At 37.7% G+C, this 20138-nt stretch carries 18 protein-coding genes and 1 riboswitch; of the genes, 12 read left to right on the top strand and 6 right to left on the bottom strand.

Annotation, left to right across the window (positions count from 1 at the left end; genetic code table 11):
• Positions 1-248 precede the first annotated feature (248 nt).
• The 6 genes from GTK57_RS07155 to gluQRS all read left to right on the top strand — a co-directional run bounded on the left by GTK57_RS07155 (position 249) and on the right by gluQRS (position 6667).
• On the top strand, positions 249-1280 hold the full coding sequence (locus GTK57_RS07155) for a hypothetical protein (protein WP_228720297.1): 1032 nt from the start codon (positions 249-251) through the stop codon (positions 1278-1280).
• 85 nt (positions 1281-1365) lie between these two features.
• Positions 1366-1496: riboswitch (TPP riboswitch) on the top strand.
• Positions 1497-1589: 93 nt separating this feature from the next.
• Entirely contained in the window at positions 1590-3485 is a 1896-nt protein-coding gene (gene thiC, locus GTK57_RS07150) for a phosphomethylpyrimidine synthase ThiC (RefSeq protein WP_163122172.1), read from the top strand.
• 78 nt (positions 3486-3563) lie between these two features.
• A complete protein-coding gene (locus GTK57_RS07145) occupies positions 3564-4184 on the top strand; it encodes an NUDIX domain-containing protein (RefSeq protein ID WP_152873711.1) in 621 nt (206 codons plus the stop codon).
• A gap of 5 nt (positions 4185-4189) precedes the next feature.
• The gene (gene cpdA / locus GTK57_RS07140) at positions 4190-5002 is read left to right on the top strand and encodes a 3',5'-cyclic-AMP phosphodiesterase (RefSeq protein ID WP_407925918.1); all 813 of its coding nucleotides are present in this window, start codon (positions 4190-4192) and stop codon (positions 5000-5002) included.
• Positions 5003-5218: 216 nt separating this feature from the next.
• Complete coding sequence (gene dksA / locus GTK57_RS07135) at positions 5219-5746, top strand: RNA polymerase-binding protein DksA (RefSeq protein ID WP_152873713.1); 528 nt, start codon at positions 5219-5221, stop codon at positions 5744-5746.
• A gap of 3 nt (positions 5747-5749) precedes the next feature.
• On the top strand, positions 5750-6667 hold the full coding sequence (gene gluQRS, locus GTK57_RS07130; RefSeq protein WP_163122166.1) for a tRNA glutamyl-Q(34) synthetase GluQRS: 918 nt from the start codon (positions 5750-5752) through the stop codon (positions 6665-6667).
• Between the two features lie 84 nt (positions 6668-6751).
• Here gluQRS and ftsW read toward each other — a convergent pair whose 3' ends face one another.
• The 5 genes from ftsW to GTK57_RS07105 all read right to left on the bottom strand — a co-directional run bounded on the left by ftsW (position 6752) and on the right by GTK57_RS07105 (position 11869).
• Positions 6752-7948, bottom strand: coding sequence for a putative lipid II flippase FtsW (gene ftsW / locus GTK57_RS07125; protein WP_152873715.1), 1197 nt, complete (start codon positions 7946-7948; stop codon positions 6752-6754).
• Positions 7949-7967: 19 nt separating this feature from the next.
• Positions 7968-9314, bottom strand: a complete 1347-nt coding sequence (gene murD, locus GTK57_RS07120) for a UDP-N-acetylmuramoyl-L-alanine--D-glutamate ligase (protein WP_163122163.1) — start codon at positions 9312-9314, stop codon at positions 7968-7970.
• A gap of 165 nt (positions 9315-9479) precedes the next feature.
• A complete protein-coding gene (locus GTK57_RS07115) occupies positions 9480-9731 on the bottom strand; it encodes a DUF6587 family protein (protein WP_152873717.1) in 252 nt (83 codons plus the stop codon).
• Positions 9732-9764: 33 nt separating this feature from the next.
• Positions 9765-11618, bottom strand: coding sequence for a ferrous iron transporter B (gene feoB, locus GTK57_RS07110; RefSeq protein WP_163122160.1), 1854 nt, complete (start codon positions 11616-11618; stop codon positions 9765-9767).
• Positions 11615-11869, bottom strand: a complete 255-nt coding sequence (locus GTK57_RS07105; protein WP_163122157.1) for a FeoA family protein — start codon at positions 11867-11869, stop codon at positions 11615-11617. Before GTK57_RS07105 ends, feoB begins: the two co-directional genes overlap by 4 nt.
• Positions 11870-12042: 173 nt before the next feature.
• Between GTK57_RS07105 and xerD the strand changes: the two genes are divergently transcribed.
• The 4 genes from xerD to thrC all read left to right on the top strand — a co-directional run bounded on the left by xerD (position 12043) and on the right by thrC (position 16499).
• Positions 12043-12960: a site-specific tyrosine recombinase XerD gene (gene xerD, locus GTK57_RS07100; RefSeq protein WP_152873719.1), complete on the top strand. Its 918-nt coding sequence runs from the start codon at positions 12043-12045 to the stop codon at positions 12958-12960.
• A gap of 101 nt (positions 12961-13061) precedes the next feature.
• Complete coding sequence (locus GTK57_RS07095; protein ID WP_152873720.1) at positions 13062-13874, top strand: DsbC family protein; 813 nt, start codon at positions 13062-13064, stop codon at positions 13872-13874.
• Between the two features lie 123 nt (positions 13875-13997).
• The gene (locus tag GTK57_RS07090) at positions 13998-15302 is read left to right on the top strand and encodes a homoserine dehydrogenase (RefSeq protein ID WP_163122154.1); all 1305 of its coding nucleotides are present in this window, start codon (positions 13998-14000) and stop codon (positions 15300-15302) included.
• Positions 15303-15359: 57 nt separating this feature from the next.
• Complete coding sequence (gene thrC, locus GTK57_RS07085; RefSeq protein WP_152873722.1) at positions 15360-16499, top strand: threonine synthase; 1140 nt, start codon at positions 15360-15362, stop codon at positions 16497-16499.
• Between the two features lie 101 nt (positions 16500-16600).
• Here the strand turns inward: thrC and GTK57_RS07080 are convergent, their stop codons facing one another.
• Positions 16601-17659: a serine hydrolase gene (locus GTK57_RS07080; protein ID WP_163122151.1), complete on the bottom strand. Its 1059-nt coding sequence runs from the start codon at positions 17657-17659 to the stop codon at positions 16601-16603.
• Positions 17660-17877: 218 nt separating this feature from the next.
• Here GTK57_RS07080 and gacA point away from each other — a divergent pair, with 218 nt between their 5' ends.
• Entirely contained in the window at positions 17878-18513 is a 636-nt protein-coding gene (gacA, locus tag GTK57_RS07075; protein WP_163122148.1) for a response regulator transcription factor GacA, read from the top strand.
• A gap of 26 nt (positions 18514-18539) precedes the next feature.
• Positions 18540-20111 carry a sensor histidine kinase gene (locus GTK57_RS07070; RefSeq protein ID WP_163122145.1) on the top strand — a complete coding sequence of 524 codons (1572 nt, stop codon included), beginning with the start codon at positions 18540-18542 and terminating at the stop codon, positions 20109-20111.
• The last annotated feature ends 27 nt before the right edge of the window (positions 20112-20138 follow it).

Raw genomic sequence — 20138 nt, 5'->3', positions numbered from 1 at the left:
GATAACACTTTGTATTCAATCAATAACATCACAAATTTAAAAGCTTAAATACCATTTTTATGTATATTTTTCACATCTTTTTAAATCTAAATTTGCTTTCACAAGATATTGCCATAATTACAACAGTATTTACGTTCACATTCACTCATTAACGAAATCAGCTCATAAAAGCCACAATCATTCTCCATGTTTCAGCGATAAAATAGTTCTTTCAGTTTAGTTGGTCTGTTTTTTTTGCATGAGTTCTAGTGAAATATAAAGTTTTTTACATCATCATTATTATTCTAAGCATCTTAGGCTTTATGCTTAGCTTAGTTGCATGCCAAAAATCTGACCCACCACCTGTTCAAATAAAAGAAGCTCACGAATCTCCTGTTACTATTGACTTAACGTATCTGTGCAATCATCTCAGCAAAGAAATGCAAGATATCGATAACACTCGCACAACTTTTGCCTTAGAGCAAATTAATCAAAAATTAAAAACGTGTTTGCCTCTTTTAGACTTCAAACAACAGTTATATCTCATGCATTTAAGTACTCAAATGTACAAAAAATTTCTAACGGTACAACGTACACCAGAAGAAAAAAATGCTTTTAATTCTTTCGCTTTAGATATGGCACAACATCCAACAATTCAGCAAAGCCATCATCAAAATTTTAGTTTAAGAGATCAATATTTACTTAAACATAAAGGACAAGCTTATATCGAGCTACATGAAACAGATCAACACCAACTTGTTTATCGACGTAGCCCGCAATATCTTGCGCGTATATTTGCACCGTATTTTCCAAAAGCTGAACGAACCTTCATTGAAAATTTAGCTCAGCAAAATATGCACAACTTATTTAAAAATAATCGAATTGTGCCAGATGCCAATGAAATTTCAGAGCGCGCATTATTTTGGGAAAATTATGTAAAACAATTTCCTCAAAGCATCTATATTCAACAAGCAAAATACCTTTATCTAACCTATAGCCAACTGCTCTTTAAAGGAACAGCTAAAGATCCTGTCTCTGATACATATTTAGGTGAGTCTTCTATTCAAGGCGATCATTTATTGGCGATAGAAAAGCTCGCAAAGCTAGATCATTCTCAGCTTTCAGAACAAGCGAGATACTTTTTAAAATTCATTCAATTGCCTCCAAATGTAAAACGCAATCAAACAGGTTCAAGTCAATTGTCCTCACAACTAAGTCATTACTTAAATTTAAAAATCATCACTTTTAATCAATATTTTGATTGTTTTTCAGATGCCATTTGCCTTCAACGTACATCTTAATTTTTATTCTTTATCACTTACAATTTAAAAAAAATGCAGATAAAACCAACTCTGCTTTTCAGTTCACTTCATGCTACTATCTGCAAATCGCTTGACGGAGCGCGAGTAAAAACTCGCTGAGATCACCTTAATAAAGCCCATGGCTTTTATTTGATGGTGAGTACCGTTGAACCTGATCAGGTTAATACCTGCGTAGGAATCAAGCCAATCTAAAAACTGAAGCCTCAATTTATCTTATTTCTATAGGATAAAACCGCCACGTTTTTGGTCGTGCTTGATTCGTTGATTTCATTCATAAGGATCATTGCAATGAACCAATTAACGAATCTCACCGCTTCTGATATTTCTGCTCAACATGAGCAAGATGCAAAAGATTTAACTCGAATTTTACCCGCTTCTAAAAAAACCTACATTCAAGGCTCACGTCCTGACATTCAAGTTCCCATGCGTGAAATTGAACTTACAGATACACCTACAGGCTTAGGTGGTGAAAAAAATCCACCGCTTATGGTGTATGACACTTCGGGTGTATATACAGATCCAAATATTGAAATTGACCTAAAAAAAGGGTTGCCCAATGTTCGTGAAACTTGGATTGAAGAACGCCAAGACACCGAACGCTTAGCAGGACTCACTTCAAAATTTGGTCAAGAACGCTTAAAAGATATTCGTACTGCAGATATTCGGTTTGCTCACATTCAAAATCCTAGACGTGCAAAAGCAGGAAAAAATGTCACGCAAATGCATTATGCAAAGCAAGGCATAATTACCCCCGAAATGGAATATATCGCTATACGTGAAAATCAACGTCAGCTTGAAGGCGTAGATATGCGCCAGCACGCAGGTCAAAATTTTGGTGCGCAAAATTTACGTGAAATCACGCCGGAATTTGTTCGCCAAGAAGTGGCTTCAGGTCGTGCCATTATTCCTGCCAATATTAATCATCCTGAATGTGAACCCATGATTATTGGTCGTAACTTTCTCGTGAAAATTAACGCCAATATTGGTAATTCTGCGCTTGGCTCAAGCATTGATGAAGAAGTATCCAAAATGACGTGGGCAACACGTTGGGGTGCAGACACCATTATGGATTTATCGACAGGCAAAAATATCCATGAAACACGCGAATGGATTATTCGTAACTCCCCTGTTCCTATTGGTACCGTTCCTATTTATCAAGCGCTAGAAAAAGTAAATGGCGTTGCTGAAGATTTAACTTGGGAAATTTTCAAAGACACATTGATTGAACAAGCAGAACAAGGTGTCGATTACTTTACGATTCATGCAGGCGTACTTTTAAGATATGTCCCACAAACTGCAAATCGCCTAACAGGTATTGTTTCCCGCGGTGGATCAATCATGGCGCAGTGGTGTTTAGCACATCATCAAGAAAACTTTTTATATACGCATTTCGATGAAATTTGCGAAATTATGAAGGCTTATGATGTTTCATTTAGCTTAGGCGATGGTTTACGCCCTGGTTGTATTCAAGATGCAAACGATGAAGCTCAATTCAATGAATTAAGAACCTTAGGTGAGCTTACTCATAAAGCATGGGAACATAATGTTCAAGTCATTATTGAGGGACCGGGTCATGTACCAATGCATATGATTAAAGAAAACATGGATTTGCAACTTGAAGTTTGCAAAGAGGCACCGTTTTATACACTTGGTCCATTAACTACAGATATCGCACCAGGCTATGACCATATTACATCTGCAATTGGTGCAGCTATGATTGGTTGGTACGGCACAGCAATGCTTTGCTATGTAACGCCAAAAGAACACTTAGGCTTACCCAATAAGAAAGATGTTAAAGATGGCATCATTACTTACAAAATTGCAGCCCATGCAGCCGACCTTGCAAAAGGACATCCCGGTTCGCAAGCACGTGATAATGCGCTTTCAAAAGCACGTTTCGAATTTAGATGGGAAGATCAGTTTAACTTAAGTTTAGACCCTGACACAGCTCGAAGCATGCATGACGAAACCATGCCAAAAGAAGCACATAAATCTGCACACTTTTGTTCTATGTGTGGACCTAAGTTCTGCTCGATGAAAATCACGCAGAATGTGAGAGAGTACGCTCAAAAACAAAATGCTGAGATCAATTCCGAGCAAAATAGTCAAGAAATTGAAATTGGTCTCCAAGCCATGAGTGACGCATATTTGGAGCAAGGACAAAAGTTGTACCATAAAGTGTAAATGAGCAAAAAATAGTTTGTATTCATCAAAAACTCAGTTAGGATGAAATCAGGTTTTAATTATCCTAATGAATAAATTATGAATATTATTAAACAAGCAACATATGGAAAAAACTCATTAAATATTCACAAACGTGAATATTTATATCGTGGTTTTATCCAAGTTGAAAAAGTTAGCCTAGCGCATCAATTGTTTAATCAAACTTCATATACATCTGTTATTCAGCGTGAACTTGTTCATCGTCCTGAAGCCGCAGGTGTCCTTCTTTATGATGATGAACAACAAAAATTTGCATTAATTGAGCAGTTTCGAGTGGGTGCTATGGATGATGAAAGTTCTCCATGGCAACTTGAGATTATTGCGGGTGTACTCGATGGTGATGAATCACCTGAAAGTTGTATCCGTAGAGAATCTTTAGAAGAATCTGGATGTGAAGTAGATGACTTAGAGCATCTCTTTACATTTTACCCATCTGCTGGCGCTTGCTCAGAACTTTTTCATTTATATAGTGCTCAAGTTAAATTACCCAAAGAGGGTGGCATTTTTGGTATGCCAGATGAAGGGGAAAATATCTTACTTCATTTGATTAGCTATCAAGACTTAGCCACACTTTTAACAAATGGACGTTTAAGAAATGCACCTGTCATTATGGCTTTACAATGGTTAAAACAACATATTAAAACCATAAAGGATGTCTAAAGGGGATGGACATGGCTTTATCAGAAAATAATAATCAAAAAGATTTAACGGTCATACAAATTTCAGATACACATCTGATGAATAGAGATGATTTAGAATTTTTACAGATGAATCCATCTGAAACATTTCGTGCCGTTATAAAAGATATTCAACAAAAATATTCACATGCCGACACTATATTTCATACAGGTGATTTGGCTCAAGTTGCTATTCCTGAAACATATTCCAACTATTTAACGTTTATGAATACATTAGGAATTCCACATTATCAGATTCCGGGCAATCATGATAAAGCTGAATATTTTCCATTTTATAAAAATCAAAACCAAGTTCATGCAATTCAAATTGGGAATTGGACTGTCATTTTATTAAATAGTGCAGTCAAAGGTCAGGTTCATGGTTGGATCGATGATGAGCAATTACAACAACTTGATACGATTCTGACAACCCATAAGAATCAACATATCATTATTACGTGTCATCACCATCCTTTAGAAATGGAATCTCGATGGATTGATAATCACAAACTCAAAAATAGTGGAAATTTAACTGATATTTTAAAAAATCATCAAAATATTAAAATTGTTCTTTTTGGTCATGTCCATCAGGACTCAATCAACCTCTGGAATAATATTTATTTCTACTCTACACCCTCTACTTGCGTACAGTTCAAACCCAAAAGTGATAATTTTGCACTCGATGATACCGCACCAGGTTATCGGGTACTTCATTTAAAACAAAATGGAACTTTTAGTACAGAAATACAAAGAGTTGAAGAATATAAACCTAAAATTAATTTAGAAATTTCAGGTTATTAACTTTTCATTTTATACTTTATGCTTTATTTTATTGCCTGATAAATAAAGAATGGCGGGTCAAATCCAAAACATCAAAGACTATCAAAATACATAAAAAGTCTATATGATGACGACCCCCAAAGATCGTTTATCTATGTGGGGAGTGTGGAAACAGACACTTGCATATCACCATATTTTTTGCGTATTGATGTACGTATATGATGAGGAATGCCTTACATGGCGAATGACAATCAAAATCAAGTATTGGACGAACAAACAAATATTGTAGAAGAAAAATCTACAAAACGAGTGCGTAAACCAAAGTCAAAAGCATCAGAAGGTGGCACAACCGCTAGCTTATTTGGTATTGAGCCTTATCAGCCTAAAAAAAATGAAGACTATATGTCCGAAGGGCAACTCGAACATTTCCGTAAAATTCTTTTAGCATGGAAAGAAGAGTTAATGTCTGAAGTGGATCGTACTTTAAATACGATGCAGGATGAAAATACGGCGCTTCCAGATGTGAATGACCGTGCAACACAAGAAGAAGAATTTGCGATTGAATTGCGTACACGTGACCGTGAACGTAAACTCATTCGTAAAATTGAGCAGTCTATCGAAGCAATTAAAAACGATGACTATGGCTTCTGTGAAACATGCGGTATTGAAATCGGTTTACGTCGCTTAGAAGCACGTCCAACTGCAACACTTTGTATTGACTGCAAAACATTAGCAGAAATCAAAGAGAAGCAAAATAACGGTTAATTCATGTTATTCAGTAATCCATCCCTGCCCCTTCCTTTAAAAAAGGAAGGGAAAGAAGTGAATTACGTGGGTCGGTTTGCGCCATCGCCAACCGGCCCTTTACATTTTGGGTCTTTAATTACAGCTGTTGCGAGTTATTGCGATGCAAAAGCCAATCGAGGGCTTTGGCATGTTCGTATTGAAGATACCGACATCCCCCGAATTTATCCGGGTAGTGAAGATCATATCCTTCAATCTATACATGCATTTCAGTTTGAACCCGATTCAGAAATTATCTTCCAAAAAGACCGCTTAGACATTTATGAAGATGTGATTCAGCAATTACATCAAAAAAAAATGGTCTATGCCTGTCAATGCACTCGAAAAATTTTGGGTTCTAACCATATTTATGTAGGAACGTGTCGAGATCTTGCCCTTTCTTTTGATCAGCAAGCGATTCGTGTAAAAGTTGAAAATCTTGAAATCTGCTTTCAAGATGTACTTCAAGGTCAACACTGCTCTAACTTAGCAACCGATTTAGGCGATTTTGTTTTAAAACGTCGTGATGGCATTATCAATTATCAACTTGCCGTTGTTGTAGATGATTATTTGCAAGGTATGACGCATGTCGTTCGTGGTGCCGATTTACTTGATAATACGGAACGTCAAATTTGGTTAGGTGAATTATTAGACTACCCTCGCCTTGAATATATCCATTTACCACTTGCAATGAATGATCAAGGGCAAAAGTTATCTAAGCAAAATATGGCACAAGCACTCGATTTGAGTAAGCCTTCCGAGCTTTTACAACAAGCATTACAGGCCCTCAAACAGCCTTCTGTTGAACTTGATGCGCCCAATAAAATGCTGAAACAAGCAATTGCTCAATGGGATTTAAATCTTATTCCAAAACATACCAACCTAGATGGCTTTTACATCTAATAGATTTAAAGTTTTAAACAAAAAAACCGAGCATTTTAAATACTCGGTTTTTTAAAAATTGCCACTTATAAATAGATGAATCGCTTAGAAACTTGACTCTTCACGACTAGGATTAGCATCCTTCGTTGTTGATTCAATCTTAAGAATAAGGCTAATCATCACAGCACAAACAATAAGAGATGAACCACCATAACTAATAAAAGGAAGTGTTAAACCTTTTGTTGGCAACATGCCCATATTCATGCCCGCATTTACCAATATCTGCATTAAGAAAATAATACTAATACCGTAAGCCAAATAACCTGCTCGAAGATATTGATTTTTCAAAGCACGATGACCAATTCGGATGCAGCAAACCAGCATAATAAAAGAAAGTCCTAAGACAATCGAAATACCGAAAAAGCCAAATTCTTCACCTAGAATTGCAAGCATAAAGTCTGTATGTGCTTCGGGTAAATAAGACATTTTTTGAATACTATGCCCTAAACCAACACCAAACCACTCTCCTCGACCAAATGCCATTAACGCATTTGAGAGCTGATAGCCCGCGCCTAATGGATCACTCCAAGGATTCGAAAATGACATTAAACGTGCAAAACGGTAAGGCTCAAATACAATAAGCACAAATAATGCTGCAAGCATTGCACCAAACGCTGTCGCAAACTGAATTAACGGCGCACCTGCAAGGAAAAACACACCAAGCATGGTTAAAGCAATTACAACCGTTGCACCTAAATCGGGTTCAGCCATGATAAGACCGACTGTAGCCGCCATAATCACCATTAAACGGACTAAGCCCTTAATATTGCTTCGCACTTCTTCTGCACGACGTACAACATAATCTGCGGTAAATATAGCCATCATCACTTTAGCAACTTCAGACGCCTGTAAAGTAAACCCTGCTATTCGAATCCATCGTTTTGAACCATTCACTTCCGTACCCACCACCAAAACAGCAGCAAGCAGAACGATGGTCACAATCCATAAAAAGAAAGTGTTGTTAAACCAAATATTAAGTGGAAATCTATATGCAATTAATGCCGCAACAGATGCCACAAAAATAGAAATACTATGTCTCGTTACATAATGGAATGCATTTTCATGCATTCGATCTGCATAAGGCATAGATGCAGATGCCACCATTATTGTGCCGATACAAAGCAATGCAAGCACACAAAAAATCAATATATTCCGAACATTAACTTCGGCAGGAAGTCTTGGCGTCCACTGATCATATATTTGATTTATTTTATTGATCGCTGCCTGAGCAAACCCAGCCATATCAGTCTTCCTATTATTCTTAATTGAGTTCGTTTACAAGTTCTACAAACTGATGACCACGCTGTGGATAGCCTGTAAACATATCAAAACTTGCACATGCAGGTGATAATAATACAACATCGTTTGGCTGTGTATTTTGCTGACAAAGTTCTACCGCTTCTTTAAAAGTTTTTGCATGTAAAAGCGTAGTTGTGCCTGTAATTGCTTTTTCGATGAGTGGTGCATCCTCACCAATAAGCACAGCAACCTTAGCATATTTGCTTAAAGATTCACGTAATGCGCTAAAGTCTTGCCCTTTACCCTGACCACCTAAAATAATGGCAACTTTACCATTCTGCACTTCAATCGCAGCGCCTAAACCATCAATTGCTGCCAAAGTTGCACCAATATTCGTGCCTTTAGAATCGTTATAATAGCGAACTTGATTTACTTCTTTCACAAATTCACAGCGATGTTCCAAGCCTTTAAATGTTTTTAATGTTTCAAGCATTGTTTCCAAAGGCAAATCAATTGCTTCACCCAAAGCCAAACATGCCAAAGCATTGGCAACATTGTGCGTACCTTGAATGTACATATCTGCGCTTTTTAACAAGCGTTCACGTCCGCGAGCTAGCCAAATTGTGCCGTCATCATCTTTCAAAATGCCATATTGATTCATGTCAGGTGCATTCAAGCCAAAGCTTTGCATTGGCGTTGCATCAGGAACCAAAGGGCGTGTGAGTGAATCATCACGGTTATAAACCACTTTTTTCACGCCTTGGAAAATACGATGTTTTGCGGTGTGATAGCCCATCATGTCTCCATGACGATCTAAATGATCTTCACTCATGTTCAACACAACAGCAACATCCGCATTTAAGTTTGATGTCGCTTCTAGCTGAAAGCTTGATAATTCTAGAATATATAACTCAGGATCATCATTGGTTAAATCCAATGCAGGACGCCCTAAGTTTCCGCCCACAGCAACTTTCTTACCTGCTGCTTGCGCCATAATGCCCATTAAAGTAGTGACCGTACTTTTTGCATTTGAACCTGTAATTGCGACAATTGGCTTATCTGTTGCACGGCGTAAAATTTGAATTTCACTAATAACAGGAATGCCTTTATTTACGGCAGTTTGAATTTGTTCAATTTTAGGATCAAGCCCTGGACTAATCACAATTTCTTCAGCAGAAAGTAAAAGTTCTAAGTCAAGTTGACCAAAGCTTGTTTGAATTTCAGCAGGAATTTGATCATGCCCCGGTGGGTTTTCACGCGAATCGGTTACGGCAACGCGATAACCCTGTTTATGCAAAAAATTAACGGCCGCCACACCAGAAATACCCAACCCAGCAACGACTTTTAAACCACCACGCTGTATCAACATTTTTGCACCATAATTTTGATATATTTTAGAACTGCTGAAATGTTAGCACTTTGATGTTTTATTTGCTTTTTCTGTTTTAACTTTCTTTTCATTTTTTTGTGTCCGTGCGTAAAAAAGCCATCTCATTCGATGGCTTTTTTAGGTCTTAAATTTATTTGAAAGTGATTATTTCCACTTTACAGCTTGTACTTCCACTTTCTTTTCCACAGGAGATTCAGATGCTGAACAACCACAACCACCACCACAGCCCGAAACCATCGCAGGTTTAAGCCACTTTGCTAATGTCGTCCATCCTTTCGATGCACATACATTTGATAAAGACATGAATACTGAGCTTGATGTGTTTGGAAATACTTTCTTAAACACAACAATAGCGCTCCATATCACCAATGCAGCAACAATTAAAATCTCAATCATCTCTATCTCCTATCACAATTATTTTGAGTTCAATTAACCAAAATAATGTGAAGCAATTTGATACGTGAAGAATGACATGATGTATGCCAAACCAAATAAATACAGTGTCATATAGCCCACTGTTTTCCACGAACCTGTTTCACGTTTAACTGTCGCAAGTGTCGCTAAACAATGTGGCGCATAGATAAACCAAACCAGTAATGATAAACCTGTTGCCACAGACCAACCTAAATCACCGCCACTGATTAAAGTCGTTAGACTTTGAGACACAGCATCATCATCTACAGCAGATAAGGCATAAACAGTACCTAAAGCAGCAACAACAATTTCACGTGCAGCCATTGCAGGAATTAAGGCAATACAAATTTGCCAATTAAAACCAAGTGGCGCGAAAATTGGCTGAATTAAATGACCTAACATCCCTGCTAATGAATAATCGATATCAGGTAAAGTTGCACCTTCTGGTGGTTGTGGGAAGGTACATAAGAACCAAAGCAAAATTGATAACGCAAAGATGATGCCACCTACACGTTTTAAGAAAATTTTTGCACGGTCTAATAAACCAATCCACACACTTCTAATATCTGGAATACGATAGCTTGGTAATTCCATCAATAAGGCATGTTGAGATTTATCTTTTTGAAATAATTTCAGCACTGTTGCAACAACTAATGCGCTCACAATACCTGCCATATACAAAGCAAATAAAACCAAGCCCTGTAAGTTAAATAAACCCCACACTTGATACTCTGGAATAAATGCAGCAATCAATAAGGCATAAACAGGTAAACGTGCCGAACACGTCATGAGTGGCGCAACAAAAATAGTGGTTAGACGATCTCGTGGATCACTAATACTACGTGTTGCCATAACACCCGGAATGGCACAGGCAAAACTTGAAAGCAAAGGAATGAATGAACGACCACTTAAACCTGCTTTGTACATAAGTTTATCGAGCAAGAAAGCCGCACGTGGTAAATAACCCGATTCCTCTAAAACCAAAATAAAGAAGAATAGGATTAAAATTTGTGGCAAGAACACAATAACGCCACCTGCACCTGCAATCACACCATCAACCACTAAACTGTTTAACAATGAATGTGAGATAAAGCCACCAACAAACTCACCAAACCATGCAAAGAAGTCTTCAATTAAAGCTTTAAATGGTTCAGCCCAAGCAAATACAGCTTGGAATACAATAAACATCATCACGGCAAGGCTAATTAGACCAAGAACAGGATGAAGGAAGATTTTATCTAGAAAGTCAGAACGTTTATCTTCATGATCTACAGAGTGAACAACATCATTTAAAATCTGCTCGATTTTTTCATGATTTGTACCTGTTAAACCGTTCATTTCGGTCTGAGGAACTTCATATTTACCCAAATCTAGAGCATTGGTTAAATTTTCAATACCTGCATTACGTACCGCAACAGTTTCTACAACAGGTAAACCCAAACGCTCTGAAAGTTTTTGGGTATTAATTTGCATACCGCGACGACGTGCTTCGTCCATCATGTTCAAAACAACTAAAATTGGGCGACCCAACTCAATCATTTCCAACACTAAACCTAAATGTAGACGTAAGTTTGTTGCATCAACAACACATAAAAATGCATCTTGATTATCTTCACCCGCAATTTTGCCTTGAACAACATCACGGGTAATAGCTTCATCTGGGCTAGTTGCGTTTAAGCTATATGCACCTGGCAAATCTAGAACTCGAACAGCCTTACCTGATGGCAAAGTGAATTGACCCACTTTACGTTCAACAGTAACACCCGCATAGTTCGCAACTTTTTGGCGTGTCCCTGTTAAATGGTTAAAAAGAGAGGTTTTACCACAGTTTGGATTACCTACAAGGGCAATACGCAGCGCATCACTCATGCAATTGCTCCTTCGACTTCTATTTTTTCGGCTTCAATTTTTCTCAATGCAAAGCGTGTAAACCCAACTTGAATGAGAATTGGATCTCCACCAAAAATACCTTTTGTAATCACTTGTACTTTTGTACCTGGTATAAAACCTAAGGTTTCCAAACGACTTGCCACAAGGTCTTGTGAACTTTCATTATCCATAGCACGATGTACCTTATGAATAACGGCAATTTGTTTGACTTTCAAATCAGATAAACGCACGCATCTAACCCTTCATATTTTTGAACATTATACAAGCAAATGAGAATAATTCACAAATCAGATTTGATTCCGATTCGCATCTATTGATCAGCATCGACAGTTGAATAAAATTAAACTACAGTGAGCAAAATCAATAATTTTATCGATTTGAAATACTTAAAGTTGATTCAGAAATGTTAAATAAAAAACCTCGTATTCCATCAGCCATCAACATCCCAGAAAAACTTAGTTTTTTACAAGGCTTTAGAGATTATTTAATAGCGCAAACGGTAAGTCCACATACAAGAAATGCATATTTGTCAGATTTAATTCAAATTAGTGAACTTCATTCTTCCTCAATGCCATATTGGTCAAGTGACGATATTTCAGATGTTTTATTAAATTTAACCAAACAAGGAAAAAGCCCAAGATCAATTGCGCGAACGCTTTCTGCTCTACGTTCTTTCTTTAAATTTTTAAGAGAACAAAAGCTTCGCAGTGATAATCCTGTTGCGACACACAAAACACCTAAACTTGGTCGTGCTTTACCTAAAGACTTATCTGAACAAGATGTTGAAGCATTGATTTATGCACCCGACACAAATACCGCATTGGGTTTGCGTGACCGTGCAATGTTTGAAGTTTTATATGCATGTGGTTTACGTGTTTCTGAACTCATTACTTTACGCTTAGAACTCATTAACTTAAAACAAGGTTATGTCCGTATTGTGGGTAAAGGTAATAAAGAACGCCTTGTACCTTTGGGGCAAGTTGCCTGTGATTGGATTGAGCAATATTTAAATACTGCCCGCCCTGCACTTTATAAAAGCTCAACCGATTATTTATTTTTAACACAACATGGCGGCATTATGAGCCGACAAAACTTTTGGTATGCCATTAAGCGTTATGCCTTACAAGCTGGAATTTCTACAGAGCTTTCGCCACACACACTTCGACATGCATTTGCTACGCATTTACTCAATCACGGTGCAGATTTACGTGTGGTACAAATGTTATTAGGTCATAGCGATTTATCGACAACTCAAATTTACACACATGTTGCTCAAGTTCGCATGCAACAACTCCATGCACAGCACCATCCTAGAGCCTAGATACATAAACACTTCACTTATTAGACTAAGAAGTTTTATTTGAAGTCTCGTTTTTTGTTATTCTATTTGCCTATTTTATATCTACAAAGAAAGGGTTATTTATGACTTTTACCCGCTCTAAACTTTTTATCGCATCTGCTATTGCGACAACTATGGCTTTAAGCGCTTGTTCAAATGCAAACGATGAAAATAAGCAAACTCCTTTAACTGCGAGTACGCCTGCTACGGGTGAGGCTTCTAATCTTTCTGAACGAAATGCCCAACAACGCCTAGTTACAACACTAGCCGAACATTTCAAAAAAGTAGGTATTCCTGCCAAAGTTTTAGATGTTAAGGCAACAGAAGTTCCTAACTTGTATTGGGTAAGCTTAGAAGGTATGCCTTCAGTTTATGCAACAAGCGATGGTAAATATATTATTCAAGGTGATATTGTTCGCTTAGGCGATAAGCAATTACACAATGTGGGTGACAACCTACAAGCTGAAGCCAATAAAAAACTGCTTTCTCAACTAAATAAAAAAGACCTTATTGTTTACAAAGCAAAAGGCAAAACCAAACACGTGGTTTATGTCTTCACAGATGTAAGTTGCCCGTATTGCCATAAATTACATGAGCATATGAGCGAAATTAATGCCAAAGGCATTGAGGTTCGTTATATCGCATGGCCACGTGGTGAGCAATTTATGCCTGCAATGGAAAGTGTATGGTGTAGTTCAGACCGTCAAGCTGCTTTTGATCGTGCAATTGCCAATGAACAACTTCCGCCTGCAACCTGTAAAAACCCTGTTCAAGACCAATATAAATTAGGTTTAAACATGGGCGTAAATGGCACACCTGCAATTTATAATGAAGATGGTGTTTACCTTGGTGGTTACCTGACTCCTGAAGAGTTAGACACCCGTTTAAATAACTAATATTTATGTATTAACTCACTGTTTTTTATGGGTAGAGATAAAGTTATTTTTACCCTAGAGTCTCAGCGTTTTTTTAGCTATGATCTTAACTCGCTTATAAACGATTAAATTTTGGAGTGTGACGTGAAACCAGTTCGTCTGGCAATCCTCGGTCTAGGTACTGTGGGTGGTGGTGCCCTTAAACTATTACAAGAAAATGCTGCTGAGATTAGACGTCGCACCGATCGTGAAATTCAAATTACCCATGTGGGTACACGTCGTCCTCGTCCTGATCTTAATCTTCCAGACACCGTAAAACAAAGCGCAGATTTACTCGATATCGTACGTCAACCCGATGTAGACGTTGTCGTTGAAGTGATGGGCGGTATTCATCCTGCTTATGAAATCATTAAAGAAGCTATGTTAAACGGTAAACAAGTTGTTACTGCAAACAAAGCACTTCTTGCTGAACATGGTAATGAACTGTTTAAACTTGCAGATGACCATCATGTACAAATTGCTTATGAAGCTGCCGTTGCAGGTGGTATTCCAATCATTAAAGTGATGCGTGAAGGCTTGGCTGCCAATAAAATTGATTGGTTAGCAGGTATCATCAACGGTACAGGCAACTTCATTTTGACAGAAATGCGTGACAAAGGTCGTGCATTTGAAGATGTCTTAAAAGAAGCACAAGAATTAGGTTATGCAGAAGCAGATCCAACCTTTGACGTTGAAGGTATTGATGCTGCGCACAAACTGACTTTGCTTGCCTCAATTGCATTTGGTATTCCGCTTCAGTTCGATAAAGTCTTCACAGAAGGCATTAGCAAAATTACTGCGCAAGATGTGAAATATGCTGAAGACTTAGGCTTCCGTATTAAACACTTAGGCATTGCAAAACGTGCTGAAACAGGTATTGAGCTTCGTGTACACCCAACGCTTATTCCTGAAGATCAGCTTATTGCCAATGTAAATGGCGTTAAAAACGCTGTTTTAGTTCACGCCAATGCAGTTGGTCCAACGCTTTACTATGGTGCAGGTGCAGGCGCAGGTCCTACAGCCTCAGCGGTTGTTGCAGACATTGTCGATATTGTCCGTGACATCTCTTATACAGAAGATGGTTCAGGTACGATTCCACAGCTTGCTTTTGAAAACTTAACTGACTTAACGATTTTAAGTCGTGAAGAAATGACCACGGGCTACTACATTCGCATTAATGCAGAAGATCAAACAGGTGTTCTTGCAAATGTGACAAGTATTTTAAGTCATAATGGCATTAGCATTGATGCAATCATGCAACAACCACGCTTAAAAGACCTCATTCCTATCGTGATTTTGACAGATCCTGTTAAAGAATCGAAGATGGATGAAGCACTTCAACAAATTCAAGCATTACCAGTGATTCATGGCGAAATTGTACGAATTCGTTTAGAATCGCTTGATAATTAATCGGGTCGAGGGGATATCCTCCCCTTGCCAAGCTCTACACACAATTGGAACATCATCATGTCGAATGCCAATCGTTATACTGGTTTAGTTGACCGCTATCGCGACCGTTTACCAGTGTCTGCCACTACTAAAGCAATTTCTTTAGGTGAAGGTAATACCCCACTGATTAAGCTTGCGAATATTCCGCGCATTATTGGCAAAAATGTTGAAATTTATGTGAAGTACGAGGGCTTAAACCCGACTGGTTCATTTAAAGACCGTGGTATGACCATGGCGGTAACAAAAGCTGCTGAAGAAGGCTCAAAAGCTATTATCTGTGCATCTACAGGCAATACTTCAGCCGCTGCGGCTGCTTATGCGGCTCGTGCAGGTATGAAAGCGTTTGTTTTAATTCCTGAAGGCAAAATTGCTATGGGCAAAATGGCGCAAGCGATGATGTACGGTGCAATCACCATGCAAATTCGCGGTAACTTTGACGATGGTATGCGCCTAGTTAAAGAAATTGCAGATAAAGCCCCTGTAACAATTGTAAACTCAATCAACCCATACCGTTTGCAAGGTCAAAAAACCATTGCTTACGAAATTGTTGATGAATTAGGTCGCGCACCTGATTACCACTGCCTACCTGTAGGTAATGCGGGCAACATCACTGCACATTGGATGGGTTATACAGAGGCTGTTGCAAACCAACCTGCGGGCGAGTTTGAACAAGTTGTTTATGACCCTGAAACTGATGCTTTCACAGGTCCAAAACCTGCAGGCTTGCCAATTATGGCAGGTTACCAAGCTTCTGGCGCTGCTCCATTCTTACGTGGTGCACCTGTTGAGAATCCTGAAACTGTAGCAACTGCTATTCGTATTGGTAATCCTCAAAGCTGGAACCATGCTAAAGCTGTTGTACGTGATTCAAATGGTTGGTTCGATGAATTAACAGATGCTGAAATTTTAGAAGCTCAACGCTTGCTTTCTATGTATGAAGGCGTGTTTGTTGAACCTGCTTCTGCTGCTTCTGTTGGCGGTGCAATCCGTGACATTAAAGCTGGCAAAATCAAAGAAGGCTCAGTGATTGTATGTACTGTTACAGGTAACGGTCTGAAAGATCCTGACACAGCAATCAAACAATGTTCTGATGCTGTTATGCTTTCAATTGATGCAACTTTAGATCAAGTTCGCGATTCAATTTTATCTAATATGTAATTTATTTTAGACACTTAGATAGAAAATAAAAAACCCTGCACATGCAGGGTTTTTTATTGCTAAACCTTTAAGTGTTGAGTCAACTTAAAGATTCCCTCAAATTAAACACGTTTTGGTAATTGGCTTGCCCAGTTCATTAAACGAACAGCATCGTCATTACGTGCTTGGGTATTATTCGCACCTAAAATAACCACGACAGCAGGACGATTATTTAATGTGGTATGCATCACCACACAACGACCTGCTTCATTAATATATCCAGTTTTAGAAATATTAATATTCCAACCACCATTACGCACAAGCGCATTTGTATTGTTCGATTTTAATACACGATACCCTAAGTTAAAATCATAGCTTGGCGTAGTAGAAAATTGACGAATTAAACTATATTGCGATGCCGCAGTAACCAAAATACCAAGATCACGTGCTGAAGCCACGTTACGTGGGTCTAAGCCGCTCGATTCAACATAATGTGTTGACGACATACCCAAACTACGTGCTTTTGCATTCATTGCAGCAAAGAAGGCTGTACGACCACCTGGATATGTTCGCGCTAATGCCGCTGCAGCAGGATTTTCAGATTTCATTAAAGCAAATAATAAAACCTCTGCACGATTCATCTTGTCGCCAACACGTAAAGTCGAACTTGAGTTCTTACCACCTGCCCCAGCAAAGTCAATTTGTTGTAGCGTAATTTGCTCCGACATATTTAAACGTGCATCTGCAGTTACAACAGCAGTCATTAGCTTGGTAAGAGAAGCAATTGGCAATGCTGTATTGGCATTTTTACCAAACAATACTTCACCTGTTTGCGCATCCATCACCAAAGCAGCACGAGCATTTACAGAGGGCTGATTTGAATAACTTGAAGTATCTAAAATTTGTACTGTTTTAGGTGCTGCTTGAACCGCACTAGAGCCACTACGAACAGTTGTCGTAACATTTACTGAACCTTTCGGTGATGGTTCACTATATGCTGCTGTATTCGCAGATACATCCCCATTTAACAGTAAGTTTGCTTCCTCAGAAGACCAACTGATATTTGCTTGGTTTGAATTCCCTGAAGAATTCATCACAATTTCTGCAAATCCTGTTGAACTCATGCAAAGAAGTAATGATGCTCCCAAAGCATTCATTAACGCTTTTTTAGTATTTTTCACGAATATTTACTCAACTTATGGAGGTAATATACATTTGCGTATTACCTCAAATATGCCTTACATTTAACACAAAAGAGTGAACAATATATAGCCCACTTTTTAATGTTCAGATGTTTTCAATTAATATTGATAATAGGATTGCTAATTTTGTCATTTCATTGCAAGCTTATTTTGCGTTATGTAACAAAAAAGATGAATAAACTAGAGGGAGATTGCGGGTGATCACAGTTTTAGTGGTAGATGACCATGAATTAGTACGCACTGGCATTTGTCGGATGCTAGAAGATCATGCCGAAATTGATGTCATTGGACAAGCTGAATCAGGTGAAGAAGCCATTAACCTTATCCGCCAAAATGCCCCAAATGTAGTCTTACTTGATGTGAATATGCCAGGTATTGGTGGCGTAGAAACAACACGTCGCTTATTGCAGTCATCACCAGAGACAAAAGTGATTGCTGTCAGTGGTTTAGCTGAAGAACCATATCCATCTTTACTTCTAAAAGCAGGTGCAAAAGGTTATATCACCAAAGGTGCTCCTGTTACCGAAATGGTACGTGCAATTAATAAAGTAATGCAGGGTGGTAAATACTTTAGTGCAGATATTGCGGAACAGTTAGCAAGTTCATATTTATCCGATACTCAACAATCACCATTCGACAGTTTATCTGAACGTGAAATGCAAGTTGCGATGATGGTTGTAAACTGTATTAGCACACAAGAAATCTCTGATAAGCTTTTTGTTAGTGTTAAAACGGTCAACACTTATCGCTACCGTATTTTTGAAAAATTAAATATTGATAGTGATGTTAAACTCACCCACTTAGCAATGCGATATGGCTTGATTAAACCTTAAATTGAGCACGAGTAACCTACACGCTTATGTATTCTAACTATAGTAATTCTGAGCTCAATAGATATCGATTAGGGACGTGGTATGGCTCATACCGTCTCATTATTGCACTTTGTCTTTTCTTTGTTTTTTTTCTGACCTTTCAAAATTTACAGCACGAATATGCTCATCCGCTACTCTATTTAGCTACCATTAGTATTTATATTTTAAGTAGTCTAATCCAACTCATTTTTTATAAATATTTTTCATCGAAAATTATTCGACAAATCACTCTATTTTTTGCTGTTGATGTCTTATTTTTCAGTGCACTAACTTTTGCTTCTAACGGCCCAAGTTTACACATCAGCCTATTATTCGTGATTGCTATTTTTGCAGCATCACTCCTTTTAGAATCTAAAAATGCCCTATTTATCACACTTATTGCTGTCATTAGTGTGGTTTACCAGCAATTTCTAGGCGGTCTCTTTTCGTTCACATCACTGAATAATATTGGCAATAGTGCTCTACTTTCAATTTTATTTGTCTTTGTTTATATTTGCGGACAAATTACAGTTCGACGTTTTCAATTGCTTGAAAATTGGAGTTTTACCCAATCATTAGAAATCAATAAACTACAAAATATTAATCGATATATTTTAGAACAAATTGAAACAGGCTATTTAGTATTAGATGAAAATTGCCATATTGCACTGAGTAATCCTGCTGCAAGAGAATTATTAGGTATTAGCCCTTTATATGCAATTGAGCCTTTTCCACTTTATAAAGCTCAACCCGATTTATTTGAAATTTTAAAATTTGATCAACTTAAAGATGGGGAAAAATTTGAGTTTGAATCTCAACAAAGTCATTATCACATTCACATTAAAGTTCAAAAATTACTTGTGCCCCATCAAACCTTAACACTTTTAGTTTTACAAGATTCAAAGCGAATTAATCAGCATGCACAACAGCTAAAACTAGCATCTTTAGGGCAATTATCTGCCAGTATTGCGCATGAAATTAGAAACCCTTTGGCTGCAATTATTCAAGCAAATCATCTTTTACAAGGAAGTGATGAAAATCAGCAAGAGCAATTGAGCAAAATGATTAGCAAGCAAGCTCAACGTATTGATCAAATTATTCACGATACCTTAAGCATGGTTAAAAATAATAATGAAACACATGCTTCAACAATCCACTTAAATGAATTCATACCATCTTTTATTCAAGATAATTTGCCAGATATTGCAGATAAAATTCACTTAAACATTGAACCGTCTTCTATAATAAATTTTGATGAATCCCAGATTCAACAAGTACTTATCAATCTTTTACGTAATGCAGTACGCCATAATTCAGCAGATAAAAATTATATTGAATTAAATATCTATAGCCATTTCCAAAGTATACAAATTGATATCATCGATTTTGGTGAAGGCGTTGCAAATAAAAACATTCGCTCGTTGTTTCAACCTTTTTTTAGTACAGAAATTACAGGAACTGGATTAGGATTATATTTATCCCATAGTTTTTGTGAGGCAAATCAAGCTAAACTAAGCTATGTAGAACAACAACTTGGGGCTTGTTTTAGAATTGAATGCCCGCGTATAGTCATAAATTAGCTTTGGGGAATTACTTTGAATTCAACA

Origin of the sequence: Acinetobacter portensis (assembly GCF_010646905.1) — a bacterium.
GTDB lineage: Bacteria > Pseudomonadota > Gammaproteobacteria > Pseudomonadales > Moraxellaceae > Acinetobacter > Acinetobacter portensis.
The sequence above is the reverse complement of the archived record's forward strand: the minus strand, read 5'-3'. Positions and strand labels throughout refer to the sequence as shown.

Excerpts from the sequence above, each read along its gene's own strand:
- thiC (WP_163122172.1), top strand. The coding sequence starts at position 1,590 with ATGAACCAATTAACGAATCTCACCGCTTCTGATATTTCTGCTCAACAT.
- GTK57_RS07145 (WP_152873711.1), top strand. The coding sequence starts at position 3,564 with ATGAATATTATTAAACAAGCAACATATGGAAAAAACTCATTAAATATT.
- cpdA (WP_407925918.1), top strand. The coding sequence starts at position 4,190 with ATGGACATGGCTTTATCAGAAAATAATAATCAAAAAGATTTAACGGTC.
- dksA (WP_152873713.1), top strand. The coding sequence starts at position 5,219 with ATGGCGAATGACAATCAAAATCAAGTATTGGACGAACAAACAAATATT.
- gluQRS (WP_163122166.1), top strand. The coding sequence starts at position 5,750 with ATGTTATTCAGTAATCCATCCCTGCCCCTTCCTTTAAAAAAGGAAGGG.
- ftsW (WP_152873715.1), bottom strand. The coding sequence starts at position 7,948 with ATGGCTGGGTTTGCTCAGGCAGCGATCAATAAAATAAATCAAATATAT.
- murD (WP_163122163.1), bottom strand. The coding sequence starts at position 9,314 with ATGTTGATACAGCGTGGTGGTTTAAAAGTCGTTGCTGGGTTGGGTATT.
- GTK57_RS07115 (WP_152873717.1), bottom strand. The coding sequence starts at position 9,731 with ATGATTGAGATTTTAATTGTTGCTGCATTGGTGATATGGAGCGCTATT.
- feoB (WP_163122160.1), bottom strand. The coding sequence starts at position 11,618 with ATGAGTGATGCGCTGCGTATTGCCCTTGTAGGTAATCCAAACTGTGGT.
- xerD (WP_152873719.1), top strand. The coding sequence starts at position 12,043 with ATGTTAAATAAAAAACCTCGTATTCCATCAGCCATCAACATCCCAGAA.
- GTK57_RS07095 (WP_152873720.1), top strand. The coding sequence starts at position 13,062 with ATGACTTTTACCCGCTCTAAACTTTTTATCGCATCTGCTATTGCGACA.
- thrC (WP_152873722.1), top strand. The coding sequence starts at position 15,360 with ATGTCGAATGCCAATCGTTATACTGGTTTAGTTGACCGCTATCGCGAC.
- GTK57_RS07070 (WP_163122145.1), top strand. The coding sequence starts at position 18,540 with ATGTATTCTAACTATAGTAATTCTGAGCTCAATAGATATCGATTAGGG.